Genomic DNA, 24,920 nt, shown 5'->3' with positions numbered 1-24,920 from the left:
GCGCAGGTGTTCAACCACCGAACGCGGAGGCGTAGATTCCGCGAGGTATCGGTTCGCGCGGACAAAGCGAGGGCTAATGCAAACCCCCACGACCCCCACAACCCCCACCTACCTGGCAGCCGAGCTGCGTCTCCCCACGAACTGGCTCGACTACACGATCCTCGGCATCTACTTCGTCGTCGTCCTCGGCATCGGCTTCGCCGCCCGGCGCTCGGTGAAGACCAGCCTCGACTTCTTCCTCTCCGGCCGCTCCCTGCCCGCCTGGGTGACCGGTCTCGCCTTCATCGCCGCCAACCTGGGCGCCACCGAGATCCTGGGCATGGCCGCCAACAGCGCCCAGTACGGCGTCTACACCACCCACTGGTACTGGATCGGCGCCATCCCGGCCATGGTCTTCCTCGGGCTGGTGATGATGCCCTTCTACTACGGCTCCAAGGTGCGCTCGGTCCCGGAGTTCCTGCTGCTGCGCTTCGACCGGGCGGCACACATGCTCAGCTCGGTCCTCTTCGCCTTCGCCGCCATCCTCATCGCCGGCGTCAACCTCTACGCCCTGGCCATCGTCGTCGAGGCGCTGCTGGGCTGGCCGGAGTGGGTGGCGATCGTGGTCGCCGGCTTCTTCGTGCTGGCCTACATCACCCTCGGCGGCCTGTCCTCGGCGATCTACAACGAGGTCCTGCAGTTCTTCGTCATCCTGGCGGCGCTCATCCCCATCTCGGTCCTCGGCCTGAAGAAGGTGGGCGGCTGGGACGGCCTGTCCGACTCCCTCACCGCCAGCCACGGCGCCGACTTCATGACGGCCTGGGGCGGCACGGGCATCGGCAGTGACAACCCGCTGGGCGCGAACTGGCTGACGATCGTCCTGGGCCTCGGCTTCGTCCTGTCCTTCGGCTACTGGACGACGAACTTCGCCGAGGTGCAGCGCGCCCTGTCCGCGAAGAACCTCTCGGCGGCGCAGCGGACCCCGCTCATCGCCGCGTTCCCGAAGATCTTCATCGTGTTCCTGGTGATGATCCCGGGCCTGGTCGCCGCGGTCCTGGTCCCGAAGATCGGCACCTCCGGCTCCGACCTGCAGTACAACGACGCCATCCCCTACCTGATGGAACAGCTCCTGCCCAACGGCGTGCTGGGCATCGCCGTGACCGGTCTCCTCGCGGCGTTCATGGCGGGCATGGCCGCCAACGTGTCGTCGTTCAACACCGTCTTCACGACGGACATCTGGGCGAAGTACGTCGTCAGGGGCCGGGAGGACGAGTACTACGTCCGCTTCGGCCGCCTCATCACCGCGATCGGCGTCCTGGCCTCCATCGGCACGGCGTTCCTGGCCCGGTCCTTCTCGAACATCATGGCCTACCTGCAGACCCTGTTCTCCTTCTTCAACGTGCCGATGTTCGTCGTCTTCATCATCGGCATGTTCTGGAAGCGGGCGTCGATGAAGTCGGGCTTCTGGGGGCTGCTCGTGGGCACCACCGCCGCGATGGTCAACTACTTCGTCCTCTACAAGCAGGACATCGTCGACATCCCCACCGACCAGGGCGCCAACTTCGTCTCGGCGATCGCCGGGTTCGTCGCGGGCGCGGTCGTCATGGTGGCGGTGTCGCTCTTCACCGCGCCCAAGCCGGCGGAGGAGTTGCAGGGCCTGGTCTACGGCACGACCTCGCCCGGCATGGCGGAGCCTCCGGCCCCCGGGGACGAGGCCTGGTACCGCAAGCCGGCGCTGCTGGGATGGAGCGCGATCGTACTGGCCGCGGCCTGCTACATCCCGTTCTCGTTCTGACCGAGGGAGGATAGACACATGTCCGAGCACTACTCCGACAGGGACGTACAACGGGAAGTCACCGACCTCGAGGGCAAGTCGGCGACGGCCGCGCGCCTGTTCGACATCCGGCGGATCATCGGCGGACTGTTCGTGATCTACGGCGTCATCGTCACGATCGCCGGCTTCACGGCGTCCGACGCCGACCTCGACAAGGCGGAGGGCGTCAACATCAACCTGTGGACCGGGTTGGGGATGCTGTTGCTGGGCTTGTTCTTCCTGGCATGGCTGAAGCTGCGGCCGGTGGCTCCGCCGCCGCCGGGTGTTGTGCCGGAGGACGAGCAGCAGAAGTGACGGCGTCGGTCAGCCGTTACTGCTGGACCGGCTGATGTGCACCTCGGCCCAGACGGTCGGGCCGCGACCGCTCTGCCGGGTGCCCCAGCGGGCGGCGAGGGCGTCGGTGATCAGCAAGCCGCGGCCGCGCTCCTCCTCCGGGCTCGGCGGGAGGGGCGGCGGCGCGGGAACGGGGACCGCCGCACTGCGGCCGCCCTCGTCGGTCACGCTGATCGTGACCCCGGCCGTGTCCCGCACGTGGCGCCGGGCCGCGGGCGCGGACGCGAGGTCGTGGCCGGGGAGGGTGAACAGGCCGTGGGCCCGTCGTCGGGGTGCCCGGTACGCCAGTACGTCGCGCGCCTCCCCCGAGGACGCCGGGATCGCCGGCGTTCCGTCGGCCAGGCCCAGCTCGTCCGCTCCGAGCCGAGCGCCTCGTGACCTGGCGATGAGCAGGGCGTCGGAGAGTGCGTCAGCCAACTGGGCAGCAAGTGCGCCGAGTTCGCCCGCCTGCGCCCCTCCCTGCGTCAACAGGTCCTACCCGGCTGGATCCAGGCCCGGAGCCCCGGCGGCTCGGTCACGCATCTGTCGGACGCGTTCTGCAAACTGCCGCCGGGAGGCTTTCATTCACGTTGTGAGCCTGTCCGGCGCGGGGCATGAGGGATCCGAGAAAGCGGAGAGGGCAGCAGCCTCTCCGCTGCCGGACTACTGTTTCGCTAGCCAAGGAGCTAGGAGTGCGGAGAATTCAGCGTCAGAGATTGACGCACCTCCCCACCCAAATCGCTGCCACGCTTGAGCGCGCTGCAGTATGGGCAATGGAATGCCAAAAGCAAGGCGAAAGGCAGAAATAAATGAGATGACGCCAAATTTTGCACCCAGCTTCTCACGGGTAAGCAAAGCAAGCTCTACCGCCTCTTTACCTTCGGCGTGGGCCGATCTCAGTTCCTCTGCGAGCTTGTCCCAATTTTCCATCGCGCACTCGGTCTTCCGTTGATGATTCTGAGTGGTCCCGTGGTCCAGGGTGGACCTCACTGCGCGTGAGGCCCACCCTAACTACGTTCCTGTCTTGTGTATCGTACGTCGCCTTCCCTACCGGAAGGTTGCGCCCACGTTCGTGTAATGCCCCGGCATACCTCTGAGTTCAGTTATTTCTACATTCGAAAAGCCTGCCCTCTTGGACATTTTCCCCGTGAACGTGGCAGCTGCCGCTTCTTCAAGCGACGCACCACCCCGCACGGCCGCATTGAAGGAGTCCAGGTTGTCGCTGAGTTCACCACCATTCTGCCAGTATGCTTTGACGCCCTTGACGTTGTCCCCGAAGTGAGCAAGAGCCGCGTTGAACATTTCGCTGCCTCGGGGTGTGTCCTTACCTGCCTTGATGACGAACGAGACGAGTCCGCCCTTGTCAATGTCAGCCACGATTCCAAGGCCGCTCGGATAGACGTCGATGTACGTGGGGCAATTGACGTTGTGAACGAGTACAGGAGTCTTGCCTGCGAGGACATAGAAGGTGCGGAGGTTGGCGACACTCAGGTCCCAGACCCTTTGCGAGGTAGTCACCGGACGGATGCCGATCACGTCCTCGACGGCACCGGTCGCAGTTCGCAGAGGGTCGTTCGTGAGCAGGTCTGAGGCCCTGATCCAGCCTCGCCCTGGTACGTATATCCGGTGTCCGGGAGTGGTCAGGATTCGTCCGCCGTCAGCAACGGTGACCTGGAGCAGTCGATCCACTGGGTGGGACCAGGTCGCCGTGACGGGTGCCGAGCGGGTGATGCCGGCGCTCGGGTCCGTGGCAATCACTTCATCACCGATGCTGATCTTCTCGATCGGCTTTGACTTGCCACCGGCCAACAACACGCGCGTTCCGGCGGGGAAACTGTCCTTCAGGCAGAGAGCCCCCAACTTCTGGAAGCCAGCCCTGGCAACGCCAGCGGCGACCTCATCGGACAGGCCGAGCGCTCGCAGACCCTTCCACGCCTCAGTGAAGCCGATGCCGGTCCGAGCAGCGGCGTCCACCGCCTTGACCGCGTCCGCGATGGGCCTGAGAACCTTGCCCGCGAACAGGGCCGCGACATCCACGGCCGCCCAGGCGCATCCGCCCCAACTGCCTCCCGCGCCGCCCGGGGTGATCTTCTGGGCGCACTTGATCCAGCTCCCGAAGAGAATGTCGATCGGGTCGACGTTCTTCTGGTACTCCGCGATCGTGATGTTGCGCGCTACCTCGGTGGACAGTTCCTTGGTCGTGTGCTGACCCAGGTAGACCGTGGCTCCGGCGGGGCAGGTGAACTGCTCCGGATCCAGGCCCTGCGCGGTGCACATGTACAGGTCGAGGACCGCTTTGAATCGAATCTTCGCGGTGATCGTGCAGTCGCCCTTGTAGAAGAGCTTGTCGATCCAGCCGTCGCAGCCGTCCGTCTTCTTGACGGTCTGCGGATCGCCGATCGTCTTGAGATGGTCGACGACGTAGAACATGCTTCCGATGGAGCCGCCGGTCTCGTCGACAACGGTTCCGGCCTCAATCTGTTGCGCGTTCCCCCGTCTCTCGGCCCGGTCGGCTGCTTCCTGGGCTTCCTTGGCGTACCTCTCCGCGTCCTTGGCCGCCTCCTCCGCCTCGGTCGCGGCGGCGTCCGCGCGGTTGGCCGCTGCGCGGGCTGCCTTCGCGGCCTCTTCGGCCGCAGCGGCGGCCGAGCGGGCGGCTTGGGCGTCGAGGGCTGCCTGGTCGGCCGAGTCGCGGGCGTTCTCGGCGTGGTTCTCGGCGCGGCCGGCTGCCTGGTCGGCGGCTTGGGCGTCCTTGGTGGCCTGGCGGTTGTAGTCGACGGTGCGGGCCAGGGAGGCGGCTGCCTTGGACGCGGCCTTGGCGGCGTCGGCGGCGTAGCCGAGGGCGTCCTTTGCGTAGGTGCGGGCGGTCGCGGCGTGCGCGGCGGCGTTGGCGGCGTGCTGGTAGGCGGCCTTGGTGTCGCCCTTCGCCTGGTCGGCGAGGTTCTTGGCGGCTGAGGCTTCGGCCGCCGCGTTCTTGGCGTGGGCGTCGGCGACGGCCTCCTGCTGTTCGGCGATCGTCTTGGACGCCTGGCCGGTGAGGACCACCAGGCCGGCGGCCGAGTCGGTGTCGATGTACCGGGAGCCGAGCTGGATGGCGTCGTTGGCGGGCTTGGCGACCTGGGCGGCGGCCTTGCCGGCGTCCACGGCGGCCTGGGCGGTGACGTGGGCGAAGCCGGCGGCCTTCGCCGAGGCGGCCAGGGCCTTGGCGGCCTCCTTGTTCGCCGCGTCCGCGTGGGACTTGGCGGTCTTGGCCTGCTTCTCCGCCTCGTCGGCCATCTCGACGGCCGTCTTGGCTTCGGAGGAGGCACGCTCGGAGGCGTCGATGGCGTCGGCCGCGGCACTCGTCGCGGTCTTCACCGCGGCGTCGGACTTCAGCTTCGCTGCCTGGGCGTCGTCCGCGTGGGCGCGGGAACGCTTGGCCGCCGCCTCGGCGCGTGTGGCTGCCGCGTCGGCGTCCGCTGCCGCCTTCGTCGCGGCGTCCGCTTCGGAACGAGCCCTACTGGCGGCTGCCTCGGCGTCGTCGGCGTGCTGGTCCGCCGCGTTGGCCGCGGAGCGGGCGTCCTCGGCTGCTTCGCCGGCTTCCAGGGAGTCGGCGTATGCGGCCTTGGCGTCGGCCTTGGCTCGGGCGGCGTCGGCCTTCTGCTCGGCTTCCCACGCGTCGTCCCGCATGGCCTTGGCCTGGTCGCGGGCCTTCACGGCGGCGTTCTTCTTCTCGACCGCCGTGCCTTCGGCCGCCTCTGCCTTGGACTTGGCGTCCTCGGCCTTCGTCGCCTCGGCTTCGGCGTTCTTCCTGTGGCGGGCGGCCTCGGCCTGCTTGGCAGCGGCCTTCCGCTTCTCCGCCTCGGCCGTCTTCTCCTCGGCCTCGGCGGCCAGACGCTTGGCGTGGGCCTTCGCGGCGGCCGCCTTGGCGTCGCCCTCGGCCTTCAGAGCCTCGGCGAGCTTGGCCTCCGCGGTCTCCTTGTCCTTCTTGGCGTTGTCGCGGTGCAGCTTCGCAGCGTCGGCCGCGGCCTTGGCCTGGGACTCGGCCATTGCTGCGGCGGCCTTGCGGAACTCGGCCTTCGACTGGGCCGCCTGCGCCAGGGCGCGCTGCGCGATGGTCGCGCTGTCTCCGGCGGAGGCTCGGGTTGCCGCCTCGGCGGTCGCGCCCGCCTTCACCAGCGCTTCCAGTGCGGCCGCGGCGCCCTTGGTGACTTGGGCCTTCTGCTGGCCGACCAGCAGGCCACGGCCGCGCGGGGCACCGGCCTTGTCCGCGATGGCGTATGCGGCCTTCTGCGCGGTGTCACTGACGGTGGCGTGCTCCTGTGCCGCGGCCAACTGATCCTTGAGGACGTCGAGCTGCTTCTTCGCCTGAGCCTGCGCCGCCGCGATGTTCTTCTTGGCCTGGTCGAACTGCGCCTTGTCCGGATAGAACTGGCTGTCCGTGCCACTGTGGCCCTTGGGGACGATCCGGAACTTCTGGGGGTTCGTGCCGTTGCACCCCCACAGCCAGGCGTCGTGGCTGTTGTCGAACTTGTTCAGGTCCAGGCACTTGTCGGTGGCGACGTTGCGCAACTCGCTGACGGCGCGGAGATCGAACTTCCACTGCTGCGCCTTGCTGTCGTTGCACGTCCAGATCTGGATCTTCGTGCCGTTGGCCGGGTTGCTGTTCTCGACGTCCAGGCACTTGTCGGACTTGTAGTTGACGAGGTTGTAGCTGTCACCGGAAGCTTCGCGGAGCTGCCACTGCTGCCCCGAGGCGTTGTTGCAGGTGTAGATCTGCACCGGTGTGCCGGAGGTCGTCCCGCCACCCTGAGCGTCCAGGCACTTGCCCCGGGCCGCCTCGACCTGAATGACAGCTGGGGAGTCGCCGATCCAGCCCGCACCGCCGGGAGCCCAGTAATCCTGCCAACGGACCAGACGGTCGGCGACCCACGAGTGCCCGAGCAGGTTCCCCAACGCCTTCGCACCGCTGGCAAGTGCGTTGGTGGCGCCCTTGCTGGACTTCAGGATCTGGTTGCGCTGGACCGCCTGCGAGCTGATTTCCCGCTGCCACTCCGAGGCGGCCGTGTCGGCCATGCCTCCCAGGACATTGCTCGGGTCGATCGGGTCCCGCCAGGCGCATGATGCATACCTGGTCTTCAGGTCCTCGACCGCGATCCGGTGTTCCGCTGTCCCTGGCTCGGGGGCAGTGCGGGGAAATCCGCCGGAGGCCAGGAACAGACGGGCGTCATCGGCACCCTTGCCGTCGAAGGTGTCGAACAGCCCTTCAAACGCCCTTTGTTCCTCATACTGCCGCTGCCACTCACCGGGAGGCAGATCGGGATCGTAGGGCTTCTCGCCGTAGAGCGGAGTACCCAGATCGGTGACGGCCTTCAGGGTCTTCTCGTCGGCCTGGGGGGTCGGATCCTCGTAGAAGTCGCCCTCGTGCTTCCAGAACCTGTCTGCGATCCACTGGGTCAGACCGGTTTGGCTGTGGAAATCCTCCTCCTCGTCACCTGGTCCTCCAGGAGGCCAGTGGAAACCGGCGACGGTGAACCCGCCCGGAGTCTCCAGACCGTCAAGGGGCTTGGACCACTCGTCCCGAAGGGCAAAGGCGGCATCGAGCTCCTTCTCGGCCGCGTCCCTGTCCCGCTGGTACGCGGTGGCCAGCGGGGTGTCCTCCCAGTAGTCCCGGTTGGCCAGGGCGTGCAGCTTGTCCGGCGGCTGGTTGAGTCCGTCCTGCGCGGTCGCGGCCATGGACGGCCCGCCCAGGCGCAGCACCTCCGCCATCAGGCACTGGTCCTGCCGCAGTTGCTCGGCAGCCGTGTCGTCGGACCAGTGGGACGAACCGTTCGCCAGCGGGGCCGCCTCACTGCCCGTGGATCGCCCCAGCCCGCCGGGCTGAACGGCCAGGCCGGCCAGTACGGCCACGGCCGCCGCGGACGTGACGGCAGAAGTCAGGAACCGGGGCCTGCCCGGTCTGGGCGTGAAACGGGTTCTGGGCAGGAAGGGCCCTGGTCTTGGGCGCAAGAAGACATCACCTCGTCGCGAAGGAACGCGCCCGGGGATGCCCGTCAGCAGAGGCGGAGGTGACGCGCGGCCGATAGGTCATGTCGCGGCACGTCAGTGCGTCCCTCCGGTGGCGACGATGTCCCCCCGGTCGCCGGATGAAGTGCGCTGTGGATGGAGTGGTCAGCTCCGCCGGGCGCGACGATCACTTTAGGTACAGGCGTTCGAGTCGACCAGGGCATTTCTTCGAAGCCAGAGCGGCATGGCGCGAAAGGAGCCATGGGACTTCGGTGATCAGACAGGCACCAGTTCCCGTGGCACCTGTGGGTTTGCTGTGTGCCTCTCGTGAATACTGGGTGGGCTCGGGTGTCGCACGGGGCTGAGATCGGCCAGAAGCCGCCTGTGCCATGCGGCTCGGCGTGCAGCCGGTCAGGCCTCCGGCTTCCGGTTCCGGGTCACCGGGCCCGCCCGGTCCAGCAAGCCCGTCCGGGCGGCGAGTGCCGCCGCCTCCAGGCGGGAGCCGACGCCGAGTTTCATCAGCACGCGCTGGACGTGCGTGCGGGCCGTGGACGGGGCGATGCCCATGCCCGCCGCGATCAGGCGGGTGTCCTCGCCGTCGGCCACGCGGACCAGGACCTCCACCTCCCTCGGCGTGAGCATCTGGAGCAAGCGCTGGCCCTCGTCGTCCGGTTGGGCCGCGGGGTTGAGCAGCTCGCTGAACGCTCCCTGGAGCAGTTGCGGCGCGACCGCCGCCTCCCCGGCACGGGCCTTCATGATCGCCCGCTCGACTCCCTCGATGCGCTCATCGTGCCGGACGTAACCCGACGCGCCCGCCGCGAACGCCGCCGCGATACCTCGCGGGCTGGGGACCGGTCCCAGGACCAGCACCGCGACCTGGGGACGTTCCTGCTTGATCCTCGCGACGGGGTCGAAGATCCCGGGCTCGGCCGGCGTGGCCGTCCCCAGCAGGCACACCTCCGGCGCGCGCGTGATCACCAGTTCCGCCGCCCCCGCGGCCGGTGCCGCCGCGGCCAGCACCCGGTGGCCTCGCAGCTTCAACGCCGAAGCCAGCGCCTCGGCCAGCAAACGGTGGTCGTCGACCACCATGAGCCGCACTCCCATCGAGCAACCCCCCAGTCACCCCGGCCCCCCAGATGGAAGCCCCCCGGCTCCCCGCCTTCATGCCCCCGGAAGCTACACGCTTGTTCGACGTTGCGCTCCCCCTACCGGCGAGAATCGCCCCGATCATCGGAATTCCTCTCTCGAGAGGTTGACCGGCGTGTACGCGAACGGCCCCGCCCCTGTTCAGGGACGGGGCCGTACCGGCACCCATTCGATCAGCGAGCGGCCATCGAGCGATCAGCTCGTGCCGAAGCCCACCGACAGATACTGCTTCTCGGTCACACCGCTGGAGCGCTTACTGGCGTACACCCTGGACATGAACAGATGCCCGTCGGCGAACAGGAGCTCGGAGTACTCCGGCGACATGCCGGTCTCCACCCTGCGCACCGCGGACGTCGACGGGTTCTCCAGCAGCTTCGTCTGCTCGAAGCTGCCCCCGTCGATGCTCACGATCTGTCCGCCCTTGTCGTACGGCGGCCGTTTGTACGCGATCAGGTTTCCGCCGTCCATGCGCAGCGGCGAGATCCGGTAGCCGTCACCCGCGTCCGCCCGCTGCCCGGTCTGCTTGCCCGTGGCGAGGTCGAAGGCGACGATCTCGTTGGTCCGGCTGTACTTGCCGTCGCCGTCGTGTTCCTCGGTCGGGATGTACAGCCGGTCGTTGCCGACGGCCAGCTGGTTGCAGTACTCGATGCGCGTGATGCCCTCGCAGCGGGCCGCGAACTGCTCGCCCGGTGCGGCGATCCGTGTCCGGAGCCTGCCGGTCTTGTTGTCGATGGAGAAGAAGTCGGAGATGCCGCTGCCGTCGCCCGCGGAGTCGCCGACGTCGGCCGCCACCACGAGCGGGTCGGTCGACACGATGCTCGCGTACTCGATGCCCTGCGTCATCTTGTACTCCGAGATCACCTTCCCGGACTTCGGGTCGATGGTCTGGATGTGCAGCTGCCGCTGCTCGTACGAACCGCACTTGCGCACCGCGACGAGCTTCTCGCCGCCGCCGTACCCGGCGTCGTAGCAGGAGTCCTTGGGCTTCGGGCTCCACAGGGGCTTGCCCGAGACGTCGAAGGCGGCGCCGCCGCTGGTGCTGCCGACGGCGACGGTGTCACCGCTGATCGTCACGTTGTCGAAACTGATCAGCCGGTCACCGGCCTTGACGGTCCTGGTCCAGAGCTTCTTGCCCTCGTCCAGGTCGAGCAGGGCGAGCTGACTGCACCCGTGCGAGGGGTCGGCCTTGGTCGGCATCGCGGGCTGGTAGAGGATCGCCGTCAGGTCGTCGTCGGTGACGTGCCGGCCGGCCTGGCAGACCGGGCCGGGCAGCGGGATCTTCCACAGCTTGGAGCCCTTGTCGCGGTCGTAGCCGTTGATCTCGGCGATGCCGCTCTTGACGTACGCCTTGTCGGTGAGCCACGAGCCGGCGACGACGACCGTGCCGCCGTTCTTCACCTCGGGGGCCGGGACCTGGAAGAGGACCTTGGAGGTGGGGTCGGCCGGTGCCTTCTCCTTGCCGGCGGTGATGCCGCCGTTGCCGTCGTCCGGGCCGCCGGTGCCGCCGCTGGAACCGGCGGTGTCGTCCTTCTTGCCGTCGCCGTTGGCGGAGGAGTACCAGACACCGCCGCCGATGATCAGGGCTATCGCCACGACCGCGGCGGCGACGATGACGGCCGGCTTCGCCTTGGGCTTCCCGCCGCCGGGCTGTCCGGGCGGTCCGGGCTGCGGCTGGAGCGGCATGGCCGGGTGCGGATAGCCGTAGCCGGGGGGCTGCCCGTACCCCGGCTGCCCATAGGGTCCCGGCTGCTGCGGATAAGGCCCCGGCTGCCCGTAAGGCCCCGGCGGCTGCCCGGGGTAACCGTAACCAGCCGGGGCCTGCGGCGGCTGCGGCGGCTGGGGAGTGGGCTGTGGAGCGGCGGGCGGATAGCCGTACCCAGGCTGCGGGGGCTGGTTCTGAGGCGGCGGCCCGAAGCCTCCCCCGGGCGGGGGCTGCTGAGGCGGCGGCGGAGGCGGCGGCTGGGTCATGGCGTGAGTACCTCGGGGAGGGGGACGGGCGGCGACGGCGGATCAGGAGGAGAGAGGGAGAAGGAGAAGGAAGAGTCACTTGCCGTAGGCGAGCATCAGCTTCTCCTTCGTGCTGTCGTTTCCGCTCAGCCGGGTCGTCGAGATGTAGAAGCGCCCGTCGACCCAGTCGACGTCCTTGGAGAAGAAGCCGTTCTCGATGTCCGCCGCGCCCTGCGGGTTCTGCAGCAACCTGACGGGCTTGTGGCTGCCGCCGCGGGTCGCAATGGAGACGACCTGGCCGCCCGCGTCGTACGACGGCTCCACATAGGCGATGAGCTTGTCGCCCTCGACCTTCATCGGCAGCATCGACTCGTCGGCCGGGGACTTCACGCGCCACTTCTCCTTGCCGTCGGCCAGGTTGACCGCGACGATCTCGTTGGCGCCGGTGGTCGCCTCGGTCGGCAGGTAGAGCGTGGTGCCGTCGGCGGCGACACCCTGGCAGCCCTGGAGGTCGCGTTCGAGGATGGCCCAGCCGCACTTCGGGGCGAAGTCCTCGTCGAAGCCGACCTGCGAGCGGAACTTGCCGCCCGAGGTGAAGGTGGAGATGTTCCAGGCCTTCTTGTCCTCGTTGGTGCTGTAGACGACCAGCGGGCTCACGGAGTAGGTGCGGGCGACCTTCCAGCCCTTGTCGAACTTCTGCGTCCACTCGACCTTGCCGGTACGCGGATCGAGCTGCTGCACCTCGTCGTGCGCGTCGTCGCTGCCGGCGCCGCAGGAGGAGACCGCGATCAGCTTCTCGCCCCCGGCGAACGCGGCGGGGAAGCAGGACTTTCCGTAGCGCTTCTTGTCGAAGAGCTTGTCGCCGCTCGTGACGTCGTACGCGGTGCCGGACTGGGAGCGGCCCACCATCAGCGTCTTGCCGGTGATGGACATCTCGACGGAGAGCGTGGAGTCGAACAGGGCGCCGTCGGCGACCTCCCGCTTCCAGCCCTTGTCGCCGGTGTCGAGGTCGATCTCCTGCAGCTGGCTGCACTTGGCGCGGCTGCTGCTGCCGCTCATGTACGCGACGACGATCTTGTCGTCGGAGGTCTGTTGCGGGGTCGTCGCGCAGATCTTCTGCGGGAAGGTGATCGGGTCCCAGGCCGGTTTGCCGTCACCGACGTCGTAGGCGACGAGCTGCTTGTACGCCGCCTTCACCGCGGTCTTGTCGGTGATCCACATGCCGGGGGCCTCGGCGCCGGAACCGGGCGCGTCGGGCGCCTCCTTGTACCAGAGGACCTTCGCCTCGCCGGCCTGTCGGCCCGCGTTGAGGTCCTCCGGATCCTCGCCGCCGTCGCCGCTGCCGTCACCGGGGGCGGCCGGGCCGGAAGTGCCCGGCTTTCCGTGGCCGCCCTGCTGGGCGACCGGCTTCTTCCTGCCCTTGCCGTCGTCGCCGGTGACCGCCCAGACGGTGCCGCCGACAACGAGCAGCGCTGCGACAGCCGCGCCGATGACCATGGCGGGCTTGCCCTTGAAGGGGTTGCCCGAGCCGCCCGCGGGTGGGGTGCCGGGCGCGCCGAGGTAGTGCGGCTGGGGCGGGTAGCCGTATCCGGGCGCCCCGTACGGGCCTGGCTGCTGTGGGTGGCCGTAGGGGCCGGGCTGCTGCGGCTGGGCGTACGGGCCGGAGTTGTACGGCCCCGGCTGTCCCGGCTGCCCCGGCTGCCCCGGCTGCCCCGGCGGTCCGTACGGCCCGGGCTGCTGCGGGGGTTGCTGGGGGTAGCCGTATCCGGGCTGCGGCGGTCCCTGCGGTGGCTGCGGAGCCTGGGGCGGGCCCTGCGGCGGTGGCGGGCCCTGCGGCGGTGGCGGGGTCTGCGGCGGTCCGAAACCACCGCCCTGCGGCGGCTGTTCCTGCGGTGCGCCGAAACCACCGTGCGGCGGCTGACCGGGCGGCTGAGTCATCAGCGGATTCCCCCGTTCGATCACTGATTTTTAGCCACGCCCTGAGATACGCGATGGGCTCAGAGTCGTTTCATAAAGTTCTAAGACGACTCTTTTTATCACCAGGTTCTGACAGCACAACGGGCCGATCACCCCTGTTCCCAAGGGAGGACCGGCCCGTGACGCCCTCGTTATGCGCCTTCACGCACCCTTCACGCGTCTTCGGCGAGTTCCAGCCACCGCATCTCCAGCTCCTCGCGCTGGCCGGCCAACTCGCGCAGCTCGGCGTCCAGTTCGGCGACCTTCGCGAAGTCCGTCGCGTTGTCGGCGATCTGGGTGTGCAGCTTGGCTTCCCTCTCGGAGACCTTGTCGAGCTGCCGCTCGATCTTCTGCAGCTCCTTCTTGGCGGCGCGCTGGTCGGCGGCGCTCTTCTCCGGGGCGGCGGACTGCGGCCCCGCGGCGGCGGGGGCCGGGGAGGCGGCCGCGGCCTCCTCCATGCGCTGCCGCCGCTCCAGGTACTCGTCGATGCCGCGCGGCAGCATCCGCAGGGTGCCGTCGCCGAGCAGGGCGAACACCCGGTCGGTGGTGCGCTCGACGAAGAACCGGTCGTGGGAGATGACGATCATCGAGCCGGGCCAGCCGTCGAGGACGTCCTCCAGCTGGGTCAGCGTCTCGATGTCGAGGTCGTTGGTGGGCTCGTCGAGGAAGAGGACGTTGGGCTCGTCCATGAGCAGCCGCAGCAGCTGCAGCCGCCGCCGCTCACCACCGGACAGGTCACCGACCGGCGTCCACTGCTTCTCCTTGCCGAAGCCGAACGTCTCGCACAGCTGACCGGCGGTCATCTCCCGCCCCTTGCCGAGGTCGACGCGCTCGCGCACCTGCTGCACGGCCTCCAGCACGCGCGTGCCCGGGTCGAGTTCGGCGACCTCCTGGGAGAGGTAGGCCAGCTTCACGGTCTTGCCGACCCGGACGCGCCCGCCCGCGGGCTGTGCCTCACCGTCGGTCCGGGCGGCTTCGGCCATGGCCCGCAGCAGGGACGTCTTCCCGGCCCCGTTGACGCCGACGAGACCGATCCGGTCGCCCGGCCCGAGCTGCCAGGTGACGTGCTTGAGGAGGACCTTGGGGCCCGCCTGGACGGTGATGTCCTCCAGGTCGAACACGGTCTTGCCGAGCCGTGAGGACGCGAACTTCATCAGCTCGCTGCTGTCCCGGGGCGGCGGTACGTCCTTGATGAGCTCGTTGGCCGCCTCGACGCGGAAGCGCGGCTTGGACGTACGGGCGGGCGCCCCGCGGCGCAGCCAGGCCAGCTCCTTGCGGACGAGGTCCTGCCGCTTGGCCTCCTCGGTGGCGGCGATGCGCTCACGCTCGGCCCGGGCGAAGACGTAGTCGGAGTAGCCGCCCTCGTACTCGTAGACCGCGCCGCGCTGGACGTCCCACATGCGGGTGCACACCTGGTCCAGGAACCAGCGGTCGTGGGTGACGCACACCAGCGCCGACCGGCGGTTGCGCAGGTGCCGGGCGAGCCAGGCGATGCCCTCGACGTCGAGGTGGTTGGTGGGCTCGTCGAGGACGAGCAGGTCCTGCTCCTCGATGAGCAGCTTGGCGAGCGCGATACGGCGCCGCTCACCACCGGACAGCGGGCCGATGACGGTGTCGAGCCCCTTGGGGAATCCCGGCAGGTCGAGCCCGCCGAACAGGCCGGTCAGCACGTCCCTGACCTTGGCGTCGCCCGCCCACTCGTGGTCGGCCATGTCGCCGATGACCTCGTGGCGGACGGTGGCCTCCGGGTCGAGCGAGTCGTGCTGGGTGAGCACTCCGAGGCGCAGTCCGCCGGAGTGCGTGACGCGCCCGGTGTCGGCCTCCTCCTGCTTGGCGAGCATCCGGATCAGCGTGGTCTTGCCGTCTCCGTTGCGGCCGACGACACCGATGCGGTCCCCTTCGGAGACGCCGAGGGAGACACCGTCGAGCAGGGCACGGGTGCCGTACACCTTGCTGACGTTCTCGACATTGACCAGGTTGACGGCCATTTCTCTCCTGACAGGGGGGACGATCGACCCTCCAGGGTAGTCGGGCGGCGGGGTGCTCCGGCCGGGGTGTTCAGGAGGGCTCGGCGGCGGTCACCGTCGCCCCGGGTGCCGGACCCGACGCCGTGCGTACCGTCCGGCACGTGCCGGAGGTCAGTAGTGCCTGGGCCACCGCGGCAGCCGAGTCGGGGTCGCGGACGAGGAACGCCGTGGTCGGGCCGGAGCCGGAGACCAGGGCGGCGAGGGCGCCGGCGGCGCGGCCAGTGGCGAGGGTCCCGGCGAGTTCCGGGAAGAGGGAGAGGGCCGCGGGCTGGAGGTCGTTGGAGACGGCGGCGGCGAGCGCGTCCGGGTCGCCCTTGGCGAGGGCGGCGAGGAGTTCCTGGGAGGCGACGGGCTCGGGGATGTCCGTGCCCTCGCCGAGCCGGTCGAACTCGCGGAACACGGCCGGGGTGGACAGACCACGGCCGGCCATCGCGAACACCCAGTGGAAGGTGCCGCCGGTCTCCAGGGGCGTCAGCTGCTCACCCCGCCCGATGCCGAGGGCCGCCCCGCCGACCAGGCTGAACGGCACGTCGCTGCCCAGCTCCGCGCAGATCTCGAGGAGTTCCTCGCGGGAGGCGCCGGTCCCCCACAGCGCGTCACAGGCCACCAGGGCGCCGGCGCCGTCGGCGCTGCCGCCCGCCATGCCGCCGGCGACGGGGATGTCCTTGGCGATGTGGATGTGGACGCCGGGCGTACGGCCGTACCGCTCGGCGAGCGCCTCGGCCGCCCGTGCGGCCAGGTTCGTACGGTCCAGGGGGACCTGGTCGGCGTCCGGGCCCTCGCAGGTGACACGGAGTTCACGGGCCGGGGTGACGGTGACCTCGTCGTAGAGGCCGACGGCGAGGAAGACGTTGGCGAGGGGGTGGAAGCCGTCCGGGCGGGCGGCGCCGACCGCCAGCTGGACGTTGACCTTGGCGGGGACGCGGACCGTGACGCTCACGCGGGCTCCTTCTCCTCGTGCCGGCTCGCCTTGTGCTCGGCGATACGCGCGAACTCTTCCACGGTCAGCGACTCGCCCCGGGCCTGCGGGGAGACCCCGGCGGCGACGAGGGCCGCCTCGGCTGCGGCGGCGGACCCGGCCCAGCCGGCGAGCGCGGCCCGCAGCGTCTTGCGGCGCTGGGCGAACGCCGCGTCGACGACCGCGAACACCTCGGTCTTCGAGGCCGTCGTCCTCGGCGGTTCGGTCCGGCGGACCAGGGAGACCAGGCCGCTGTCGACGTTGGGCGCCGGCCAGAAGACGTTCCGGCCGATGGCGCCGGCCCGCTTGACCTCGGCGTACCAGTTGGCCTTCACGGAGGGGACGCCGTACACCTTCGAGCCGGGCGGGGCGGCGAGCCGGTCGGCGACCTCCGACTGGACCATGACGAGGGTGCGTTCGATGGTCGGGAAGGTGTCGAGCATGTGCAGCAGCACCGGGACGGCCACGTTGTAGGGCAGGTTGGCGACCAGCGCGGTCGGGGCGGGGCCCGGCAGGTCCGTGACGTGCATGGCGTCGGAGTAGACGAGGGCGAAGCGGTCGGCGCGCTCGGGCATGCGGGCCGTGACGGTCGCGGGCAGTGCCGCGGCGAGCACCTCGTCGATCTCGACGGCCGTGACGCGGTCGGCGACCTCCAGCAGCGCCAGGGTGAGCGACCCGAGCCCCGGGCCGACCTCGACGACGACGTCGTCGGGGCGGACCTGTGCGGTGCGGACGATGCGGCGGACGGTGTTCGCGTCGATCACGAAGTTCTGGCCGCGTTGCTTGGTGGGGCGTACGCCGAGGGCGGCGGCGAGTTCGCGGACATCGGCGGGGCCGAGGAGGGCGTCGGGGGTGGGGCTGGTCACGGGGACAAGGGTACGGGGGTTTGGTGGGGCGGGTTCGTGGTGGCTCGGCGTTGGTGCCGGGGGCGGGTTTCCTGGTGGCTCGGCGTTGGTGCCGGGGGCGGGGCGTTGCGCAGCCCGGCGGTGCGGGGTGCCGCTGCGCCCACCCGTGCCGCCCTTGGCGGCACGATTGCCCGCAGCGGCGGGGGGCTCGGTTGTCAGCTGTGCAGGCGGCTGCCGCAGTGCGGCCACGGGCTCGCGCCCCGGCGCACGTACAGCTTCTTCGCGCGGTACGTCTGTTCCGCCGCCGGGGCGTCCTGGGGGCGGCCCCGGCCGCCGAGGGCCTGCCAGGTCCGGGTGTCGAACTGGTACAGGCCGCCGTAGGTGCCCGAGGAGTCGACCGCGTCGGGGCGGCCTCCGGACTCGCAGGCGGCGAGGCCCTGCCAGTCGAGGTGGTCGGCGCCCTGCACGGAGGACGGTCGCGGCATGGTGCCGACCTTCACCAGCTGCGGGCGGGGCAGGCGCACCAGCTCGGACTTGATGCGGCGCGGCTTCTGCCTGACGCCGTTGACGGTGCGCACGGAGTAGGTGACGCGGCGCAGGCCGGGTTCCCCCGCCTGTTCGACGACCTCCGTGCCGCGGAACAGGGCCGGGTCCTCGGTCCGCCGCACCTGGAACGGGATCGGCTCGTCGTGGACCTCCTTGCCGCCGGTGATCCGCAGCACCGTGACGGTCTGCCCGTCGCGCGGGAAGCTCCCTGGCGGGACCGACGTGGTGTCCTGGCCGCGCAGGGTGATCCCGGCCTCCTCGACCGCGTCCCGCACGGTCGCCGCGTTGGTGCGGACGGTGCGGGCCCGGCCGTCGGCCATGACGGTGACCGTGCGCTCGGTCCGCACGTCCAGCGCGAGGCCCTCGCGGCCGATCCGCCGCGAGCGCGAGGTGGACACGTACGCGCCCTCCTGGCGCACCCCCAGTTGCCTGAGCGCCCCGGCCACCGTGTGGGCCGTCGTCCACACCTCACGCCGGTGGCCGTCGAGTGTCAGCCGTACGGGGCGGGCGTAGCGCACGGCGACCTCGTCGCCGCTGGTGATCCTCTCGTCCGGCCCGGGCGCGACGGCGTCGTGGTCGCCGATCTCGACGCCTTCCTCGGCCAGCAGCTCGGTGACGTCTTCGGCGAAGGTGTGCAGCGTGCGGGCCTTGCCGTCGACGCTCAGCTCGATCGCCTTGTCCTTGGCGACGAACGCCGTGGTGCCGCCCGCGAGGAAGGCGACGACCAGGGCCTGCGGAAGCAGCCGGCGAAGGGAACCCTCGCCCGGGCGCTCAACGTACTTGGTTCTGCGGCGGCGGGTGGACCTGCGGTGGGAACCGGTGCGTGCTCCCGTCCGCGATCCGGCGCGTGCTTCGGCGCGAGCTTCGACGCGTGCTTCGGCGCGAGCTTCGGCGCGTGATCCCGGACGCGTTTCCGGACCTGCTTCCGGACGGGGTTCCCTGCGCGGCTCCGGGGCGCCGGGCCGGTCAGGTCCGGGCAGGGGCGGCTCCTCGTAGGCGGGCCGGTAGGTGTCCTCATGGGCGCCGGGCCAGCCGTACACGGGGTCCGGGTAGGCCGAGCCGTACATCTCGTACGTCTCGTACTGCGAGTTGCTCACGCCGACGCGCTCCAGGGGACGGAGGGGGTCCAGAGGGGTCCGGATCGGGCCCCCAGAACCTAGCGGAGCGGCCGTCACTCTCCAAAGCGACGCGACTACGCACAGTAGTGCGGTGACGCGGGAGGTGTCCGCGGAAGGTGTCCGCAGGAGGTCAGTAGCCGAACGCGCGCGCCGTGTTCGCCGCGAGGGCGGCCGCCAGGGTGTCCTCGTCGGCACCGCGTACCTCGGCCATGGCCCGCACGGTGAGCGGCACCAGGTAGGGGGCGTTGGGGCGCCCGCGGTACGGCACCGGCGTGAGGAAGGGCGCGTCCGTCTCGACGAGGAGCAGCTCCAGCGGGGCCACCGCCACGGCGTCCCGCAGGTTCTGGGCGTTCTTGAAGGTGACGTTGCCGGCGAAGGACATGAAGTAGCCGGCGCTCGCGCAGATCTCCGCCATCTCGGCGTCACCGGAGTAGCAGTGGAAGACGGTCCGCTCGGGGGCGCCCTCCTCCTTCAGGACGCGCAGGACATCCGCGTGGGCCTCGCGGTCGTGGATGACCAGGGCCTTGCCGTGCCGCTTGGCGATCTCGATGTGCGCGCGGAAGGACCTCTCCTGTGCCTCCTTGCCCTCGGGCCCGGTGCGGAAGTAGTCCAGGCCCGTCTCTCCGACGCCCTTGACCTGTTCCAGCGCGGCAAGCCGGTCGATCTCGGCGAGCGCGTCGTCCAGTGCCGCCTGGCCGCCCGGTTGGCGCGCGCCCTGCCGCGACCAGCCGTCCGGGTCGCCGTGGACGATGCGCGGGGCCTCGTTCGGGTGCAGGGCGACCGTCGCGTGGACGGCCTCGTAGGCCGCCGCCGTCTCGGCCGCCCACCGGGAGCCCTTCAGGTCGCAGCCGACCTGCACGACCGTCGTCACACCGACCGACGCCGCCTTCGTAAGCGCCTCCTCGACCGTTCCGGACTGCATGTCCAGGTGGGTGTGGGAGTCGGCGACCGGCACCCGGAGGGGTTCCGGCAGCGGGGGCGCGGCGTGCTTGTCGGAGTCGTTGGAAGGCATGCCCCGATCCTACGGAAGCCCGATCCCCCGAAAGGGCGACGCCCTCCCCGATGGGGGGAGGGCCGGGGGAGGGCGTCGACAAGGGGAGCCGGACGGGTCAGCTCGCCTTGCGCTGGAAGGGGTGGAGCAGGTCGGACAGGTGCCAGTGGTGGTGCTCGCGCTGGTCCTGCCCGGCCTCCGCCTCCGCCGTCGGGGCCTCCACCGGCCCGGCGGGCGGCGGCACCCGCTGCGGCCGGTGCGCCGCGTCGCGTGCCGACGCCACCCGCCCGGGCTGCATGATCCGCACGAGGTGACCGTCGCAGTTGTGGCACGTGGGCTTGCTCAGTGGGGAGGGCACCACCCTGCCGTCCACGACGTAGAGGACGAACTCGTGCCCCGCGGCGTCTATGTGGTGCTCTATCTCGTACGACTGCTCCCAGCCGTGCCCGCAGCGCATGCAGGCGAAGGAGTACGACTCGTGAACGACGGCGTTCGCCCCGGCGCGGAGCCCGGTCCGCCCTGCGATCTCACTCATGCCAGCTCCTGTTCCGCTGTGGCGTGAGGACGATTGCGTCCCCGCGACCCAGTGGACTCCTCAGCCGGCCGGAAGGCAGCAGACCTGCTCGACTATTGGCGCCGATTTGAGCGTTCCTTGCCCCGGGCCCCCTTCTGCTTTGCCCACCCATGGGGCGCACGCTCATCCGACATGCGCCCTGCTCAGAGGGTGTGTGGGCCCCTCGTGTCAGCCGGCGTTCTTCGCGGCGACAACGGCGTCGAAAACCACCCGCTTCGGCACACCGGCCTCCTGCGCCACCGCGGCGATCGCCTCTTTGCGCCGCTCCCCCGCTTCCTCTCGCACCCGGACCCGCCGCACGAGTTCCTCGGGGCCGACGTCCTCGGCCCCCGACTCCGGCGCCCCCTCCACCACGACGGTGATCTCACCGCGCACACCGTCCGCGGCCCACGCGGCCAGCTCCGCCAGCCCGCCCCTGCGGACCTCCTCGTACGTCTTGGTCAGCTCCCGGCACACCGCGGCCCGCCGCTCGGCCCCGAACACCTCGGCCATGGCCGCGAGCGTGTCGTCGAGCCGGTGGGGAGCCTCGAAGTACACGAGTGTGCGCCGCTCCCCGGCCACCTCCCGCAGCCGCCCGAGCCGCTCCCCCGCCTTGCGCGGCAGGAACCCCTCGAAGCAGAACCGGTCCACGGGCAGCCCCGACAACGCGAGCGCGGTGAGCACGGCGGACGGCCCGGGCACGGCGGTCACCCGGACGTCCCTCTCCACCGCGGCCGCCACCAGCCGGTAGCCCGGGTCGGACACGGACGGCATCCCCGCGTCCGTGACGAGCAGCACACGCGCGCCGCCCACCAGCTCCTCGACGAGCTCCGGCGTACGCGCGGACTCGTTGCCCTCGAAGTAGGACACCACCCGCCCCTTGGGCGTGACGCCCAGCGCCTGGGTCAGCCGCCGCAGCCGACGCGTGTCCTCGGCGGCGACGACGTCTGCCCCGGCGAGTTCCTCGGCGAGCCGGGGCGGGGCGTCGGAGATGTCGCCGATAGGGGTGCCTGCGAGTACGAGGGTTCCGGTCACGCCCACCATCCTCCCAGGGGCACAGCGTCCGGAGTCCTCCCAGGGGCGGAGGATGCGGACGCATACCGGCCATGCACGGGACTCACACAGATCGGTTCCCTACGATGGCGCGGTGACCAGTACCGCGTCCTCGACGGACACCCGGCAGGGCCAGGCGGCGCACGAGCAGCGGCCGCCCTGGCAGCAGCGGCTGCGCCGCTTCGGCTACCAGGGGCAGCCCAGCGGCGACGCCCGTGACGTCCGCGCCCGCCTGGTGCCGCCGTACACCGAGCCCGGCCCGCGCCTGTGGGCGGCGCTCGGCATCCCGCACACGCTCGCGGGGCGGCTGGTGCGCTGGTCGGGCTGGACCGGCCCGCTGCTGGTGACGCTGGTGGCGGGGGTCCTGCGGTTCTGGAACCTCGGCAACCCGAAGGCGGTGATATTCGACGAGACGTACTACGCGAAGGACGCGTGGGCGCTCGTCCACCGCGGTTTCGAGGTCAACTGGGACAAGAACGCCAACGACCTGGTTCTCTCCTCAGGCGGAAACGTCTCCATCCCGACGGACGCGGCGTACGTCGTGCATCCGCCGGTCGGCAAGTACGTCATCGGGCTCGGCGAGCTGCTGTTCGGCTTCGATCCGTTCGGCTGGCGGTTCATGACGGCCCTGCTCGGCACGCTCTCCGTGCTGCTGCTGTGCCGGATCGGCCGGCGGCTGTTCCGCTCCACCTTCCTGGGCTGCCTGGCGGGCGCGCTGATGGCGGTGGACGGCCTGCACTTCGTGATGAGCCGCACGGCGCTGCTCGACGGCGTGCTGATGTTCTTCGTGCTGGCCGCGTTCGGCTGTCTGCTGATCGACCGGGACAAGACCCGCGCGAAACTCGCGGCGGCGCTCCCGGTGGACGCCGACGGCCGGGTCCGCCCCGACCGGCACGTCGCCGAGACGGCCCGCCTCGGCCGGCGCCCCTGGCGCTGGGCGGCGGGCCTGATGCTGGGTCTGGCCTTCGCCACGAAGTGGAACGGCCTCTACATCCTGGCCGCGTTCTGCCTGATGACGGTCCTGTGGGACGTCGGCTCGCGCCGGGTCGCCGGTGCCCGGCACCCGTACTCGGCGGTGCTCAGGCGGGACACGGGGCTGGCGTTCCTGGCCACGGTCCCGGTCGCGATCGTCACCTACCTCCTGTCCTGGACGGGCTGGATCCTCTCCCCGACCGACGGCTCCGGCGGCTACTTCCGCAACTGGGCGGCGACCGCCGGCAAGGGCGGCGACTGGACCTTCCTGCCCGACTGGCTGCGCAGCCTGTGGCACTACGAGCACCAGGTGTACGAGTTCCACGTCGGCCTGTCCTCGCCGCACACGTACCAGTCCAACCCGTGGAGCTGGCTGGTTCTCGGCCGCCCGGTGTCCTACTTCTACGAGTCCCCGGCGCCGGGCAAGGACGGCTGCCCGGCCGACGCCGGCGAGAAGTGCGCCAGCGAGGTCCTCGCCCTCGGCACGCCGCTGCTGTGGTGGGTCGCCTGCTTCGCGGTCCTCTACGTCCTGTGGCGCTGGCTGTTCCGGCGCGACTGGCGCGCCGGTGCCATCGCCTGTGGCATCGCGGCCGGCTATCTGCCCTGGTTCATGTACCAGGAGCGGACGATCTTCTTCTTCTACGCCATCGTCTTCCTGCCGTTCCTGTGCCTGGCGGTGGCGATGCTGCTCGGCGCGATCATCGGTCCGCCCCGCTCCTCCGACACCCGCCGCGTGGTGGGCGCCACGTCCGCGGGCGTCCTGGTCCTGCTGATCACCTGGAACTTCATCTACTTCTGGCCGCTGTACACCGGCCAGACCATCCCGATCGACGACTGGCGGTCGCGGATGTGGCTGGACACCTGGGTCTGATCCACGTTCGGACAAAAATCGAAACGCCCGTCCCAGGGGTAACCGCTTCCGCATAGAGTGCTCCCGGGGTCGAGCTTTCTGAACGCGTTCAAAGGAGCGCGGAGGGCTCAACGGGGAGGACCGCAGCATGAGCAAGGGGGTCAAGGCCGCCGTCATAGGCGGCGTGTTCGCGGTGATGGTGGGCGGTGCCGGGTACGGGGCCTACAACATCCTGAGCGCGCTGAACGGCGACGGGGGCACGAGCGGGGCGGCCGCGGAGAGGAAGTCGGGGCCGCCCGGCAAGGACGAGGTCGAGGAGACCACGGCCAGGTTCTTCGCGGCCTGGGAGGAGGGCGCGGCCGGGAAGGCGGCGTCGTACACGAACAACGACGCGGCCGCCGACGCGGTGCTGGCCGCGTTCGCCGACGACGCGCACATCACCGACGTGAAGATCACGCCGGGCGCGGCGAACGGTACGACCGTGCCCTACACGGTGAAGGCGAAGGTCGCCTACGACGGGAAGTCCAAGCCGATCAGCTACCGGAGCAAGCTGACGGTCGTGCGGGGTCTCACCACCGGACGGGCGCTGGTCGACTGGCAGCCGTCCGTCGTGCACCCCGAGCTGAAGAAGCACGACACGCTCGTCACGGAGCAGGCGGCCAGCCCGCCCATCGAGGCCGTCGGCCGCGACGGCTCGGTGCTCACGAAGGAGAAGTACCCCTCCCTCGGTCCGGTCCTGGACGCGCTGCGCGAGAAGTACGGCGAGAAGGCCGGCGGCACCCCCGGCGTGGAACTCGTCATCCGGCACACCGGCGGGAACGCCCCCGACACCCCGCTGCTGACCCTCACCGAGGGCAGGGCGGGCAAGCTCGAGACGACCATCAGCCCGAGCGCGCAGGCGGCGGCCGAGAAGGCGGTCAAGCGGTTCGCCCAGTCGTCGGTGGTGGCCGTCAAGCCGAGCACCGGCGAGGTGCTGGCCGTGGCGAACCACCGTACGGACGGCTTCAACGCGGCCTTCGAGGGCCAGGCCGCCCCCGGCTCCACCATGAAGATCATCACCGCCGCGATGCTGATCGACAACGGCGTGACCTCGATGGACGGTCCGGCCCCCTGCCCGGACACCGCCGTGTGGAAGAGCCAGACGTTCAAGAACCTGACGGGCATGAGGCCCGACGGCAACGCCACCCTCGCCGGCAGCTTCATGCGGTCCTGCAACACCGCCTTCATCAAGCTCATCGACGAGAAGCCGCTTGACGACGCCTCACTGACGCAGGAGGCCGAGGAGCGGTTCGGGCTCGGGCGGGACAACTGGAAGACCGGCATCGCCTCGTTCGACGGCAGCGTCCCCGCCACCGGCGGCCCGGACCGGGCGGCGGGCGCCATCGGGCAGGGCCAGGTCCAGATGAGCCCGCTGAACATGGCCTCGGTGACCGCGACCGCGATCACCGGCGCCTTCCGCCAGCCCTACCTCGTCTCGCCCGGACTGGACGACCGGCAGCTCGCCCGGGCCGAGGGCCTGAAGCCCGGCACCGCCGCCCAGCTGAAGCAGATGATGCGGCTCACCGCCACCCAGGGCACCGCCATGGAGGCCATGCGGGGCCTGGGCGGTGACGTCGGCGCCAAGACCGGCTCCGCCGAGGTCGACGGCAACGCCAGGTCCAACAGCTGGTTCACCGGATTCCGGGGCGACGTCGCGGCGGCGGCCATGACCGAGGAGGGCGGGCACGGCGGCGACGCGGCCGGTCCGATTGTCGCAGCCGTGCTACGAACGGGTGGCTGATCTCATACGAGCCGGACGGGACTCTAGGGTGGTGGCCGTCGTTGGGACAGTGCCGAGGGCAACGGGGACCC

The 24,920-nt window shown here is 70.4% G+C and carries 16 protein-coding genes; 4 read left to right on the top strand and 12 right to left on the bottom strand.

The window, feature by feature from the left end:
- Positions 1 to 76 precede the first annotated feature (76 nt).
- A complete protein-coding gene (locus tag IE212_RS16095) occupies positions 77 to 1,774 on the top strand; it encodes a sodium:solute symporter family protein (protein ID WP_190198520.1) in 1,698 nt (565 codons plus the stop codon).
- Between the two features lie 18 nt (positions 1,775 to 1,792).
- Complete coding sequence (locus IE212_RS16090; protein ID WP_190198519.1) at positions 1,793 to 2,107, top strand: hypothetical protein; 315 nt, start codon at positions 1,793 to 1,795, stop codon at positions 2,105 to 2,107.
- Between the two features lie 9 nt (positions 2,108 to 2,116).
- Here the strand turns inward: IE212_RS16090 and IE212_RS16085 are convergent, their stop codons facing one another.
- The 12 genes from IE212_RS16085 to rsmI form a co-directional block, all read right to left on the bottom strand.
- Positions 2,117 to 2,563, bottom strand: a complete 447-nt coding sequence (locus IE212_RS16085) for an ATP-binding protein (RefSeq protein ID WP_190198518.1) — start codon at positions 2,561 to 2,563, stop codon at positions 2,117 to 2,119.
- A gap of 609 nt (positions 2,564 to 3,172) precedes the next feature.
- Entirely contained in the window at positions 3,173 to 8,110 is a 4,938-nt protein-coding gene (locus IE212_RS16080) for an RICIN domain-containing protein (protein WP_373301393.1), read from the bottom strand.
- Between the two features lie 408 nt (positions 8,111 to 8,518).
- Positions 8,519 to 9,211 (bottom strand): helix-turn-helix transcriptional regulator, encoded by a 693-nt coding sequence (locus IE212_RS16075; protein WP_190198517.1) that lies wholly within the window; start codon positions 9,209 to 9,211, stop codon positions 8,519 to 8,521.
- A gap of 237 nt (positions 9,212 to 9,448) precedes the next feature.
- Positions 9,449 to 11,221, bottom strand: a complete 1,773-nt coding sequence (locus IE212_RS16070) for an outer membrane protein assembly factor BamB family protein (protein WP_190198516.1) — start codon at positions 11,219 to 11,221, stop codon at positions 9,449 to 9,451.
- Positions 11,222 to 11,296: 75 nt separating this feature from the next.
- Entirely contained in the window at positions 11,297 to 13,138 is a 1,842-nt protein-coding gene (locus IE212_RS16065) for an outer membrane protein assembly factor BamB family protein (protein ID WP_190198515.1), read from the bottom strand.
- A gap of 191 nt (positions 13,139 to 13,329) precedes the next feature.
- On the bottom strand, positions 13,330 to 15,144 hold the full coding sequence (locus IE212_RS16060; protein WP_190198514.1) for an ABC-F family ATP-binding cassette domain-containing protein: 1,815 nt from the start codon (positions 15,142 to 15,144) through the stop codon (positions 13,330 to 13,332).
- Between the two features lie 70 nt (positions 15,145 to 15,214).
- Positions 15,215 to 16,123, bottom strand: a complete 909-nt coding sequence (locus IE212_RS16055; RefSeq protein WP_190198513.1) for a 4-(cytidine 5'-diphospho)-2-C-methyl-D-erythritol kinase — start codon at positions 16,121 to 16,123, stop codon at positions 15,215 to 15,217.
- Complete coding sequence (gene rsmA, locus IE212_RS16050) at positions 16,120 to 17,007, bottom strand: 16S rRNA (adenine(1518)-N(6)/adenine(1519)-N(6))-dimethyltransferase RsmA (RefSeq protein ID WP_190198512.1); 888 nt, start codon at positions 17,005 to 17,007, stop codon at positions 16,120 to 16,122. Before rsmA ends, IE212_RS16055 begins: the two co-directional genes overlap by 4 nt.
- A gap of 194 nt (positions 17,008 to 17,201) precedes the next feature.
- Positions 17,202 to 18,629, bottom strand: a complete 1,428-nt coding sequence (locus tag IE212_RS16045) for a resuscitation-promoting factor (protein WP_190198511.1) — start codon at positions 18,627 to 18,629, stop codon at positions 17,202 to 17,204.
- Between the two features lie 151 nt (positions 18,630 to 18,780).
- On the bottom strand, positions 18,781 to 19,662 hold the full coding sequence (locus IE212_RS16040; RefSeq protein WP_190198510.1) for a TatD family hydrolase: 882 nt from the start codon (positions 19,660 to 19,662) through the stop codon (positions 18,781 to 18,783).
- Positions 19,663 to 19,759: 97 nt separating this feature from the next.
- Positions 19,760 to 20,176, bottom strand: a complete 417-nt coding sequence (locus IE212_RS16035; RefSeq protein ID WP_190198509.1) for a hypothetical protein — start codon at positions 20,174 to 20,176, stop codon at positions 19,760 to 19,762.
- A 207-nt stretch (positions 20,177 to 20,383) separates the two neighbouring features.
- Positions 20,384 to 21,229 carry a 16S rRNA (cytidine(1402)-2'-O)-methyltransferase gene (gene rsmI, locus IE212_RS16030; protein ID WP_190198508.1) on the bottom strand — a complete coding sequence of 282 codons (846 nt, stop codon included), beginning with the start codon at positions 21,227 to 21,229 and terminating at the stop codon, positions 20,384 to 20,386.
- Positions 21,230 to 21,341: 112 nt separating this feature from the next.
- Between rsmI and IE212_RS16025 the strand changes: the two genes are divergently transcribed.
- Together IE212_RS16025 and IE212_RS16020 are read left to right on the top strand one after the other, a co-directional pair.
- Positions 21,342 to 23,090: a dolichyl-phosphate-mannose--protein mannosyltransferase gene (locus tag IE212_RS16025; RefSeq protein ID WP_190198507.1), complete on the top strand. Its 1,749-nt coding sequence runs from the start codon at positions 21,342 to 21,344 to the stop codon at positions 23,088 to 23,090.
- Positions 23,091 to 23,217: 127 nt separating this feature from the next.
- Positions 23,218 to 24,849 (top strand): penicillin-binding transpeptidase domain-containing protein, encoded by a 1,632-nt coding sequence (locus IE212_RS16020; protein ID WP_190198506.1) that lies wholly within the window; start codon positions 23,218 to 23,220, stop codon positions 24,847 to 24,849.
- Positions 24,850 to 24,920: the final 71 nt, after the last annotated feature.

The sequence above is a fragment of the Streptomyces djakartensis genome, assembly GCF_014651075.1.
Classification (GTDB): Bacteria; Actinomycetota; Actinomycetes; order Streptomycetales; family Streptomycetaceae; genus Streptomyces; species Streptomyces djakartensis.
Note: the sequence above shows the minus strand (reverse complement) of the source record. Positions and strands in the feature narration are given on the sequence as shown.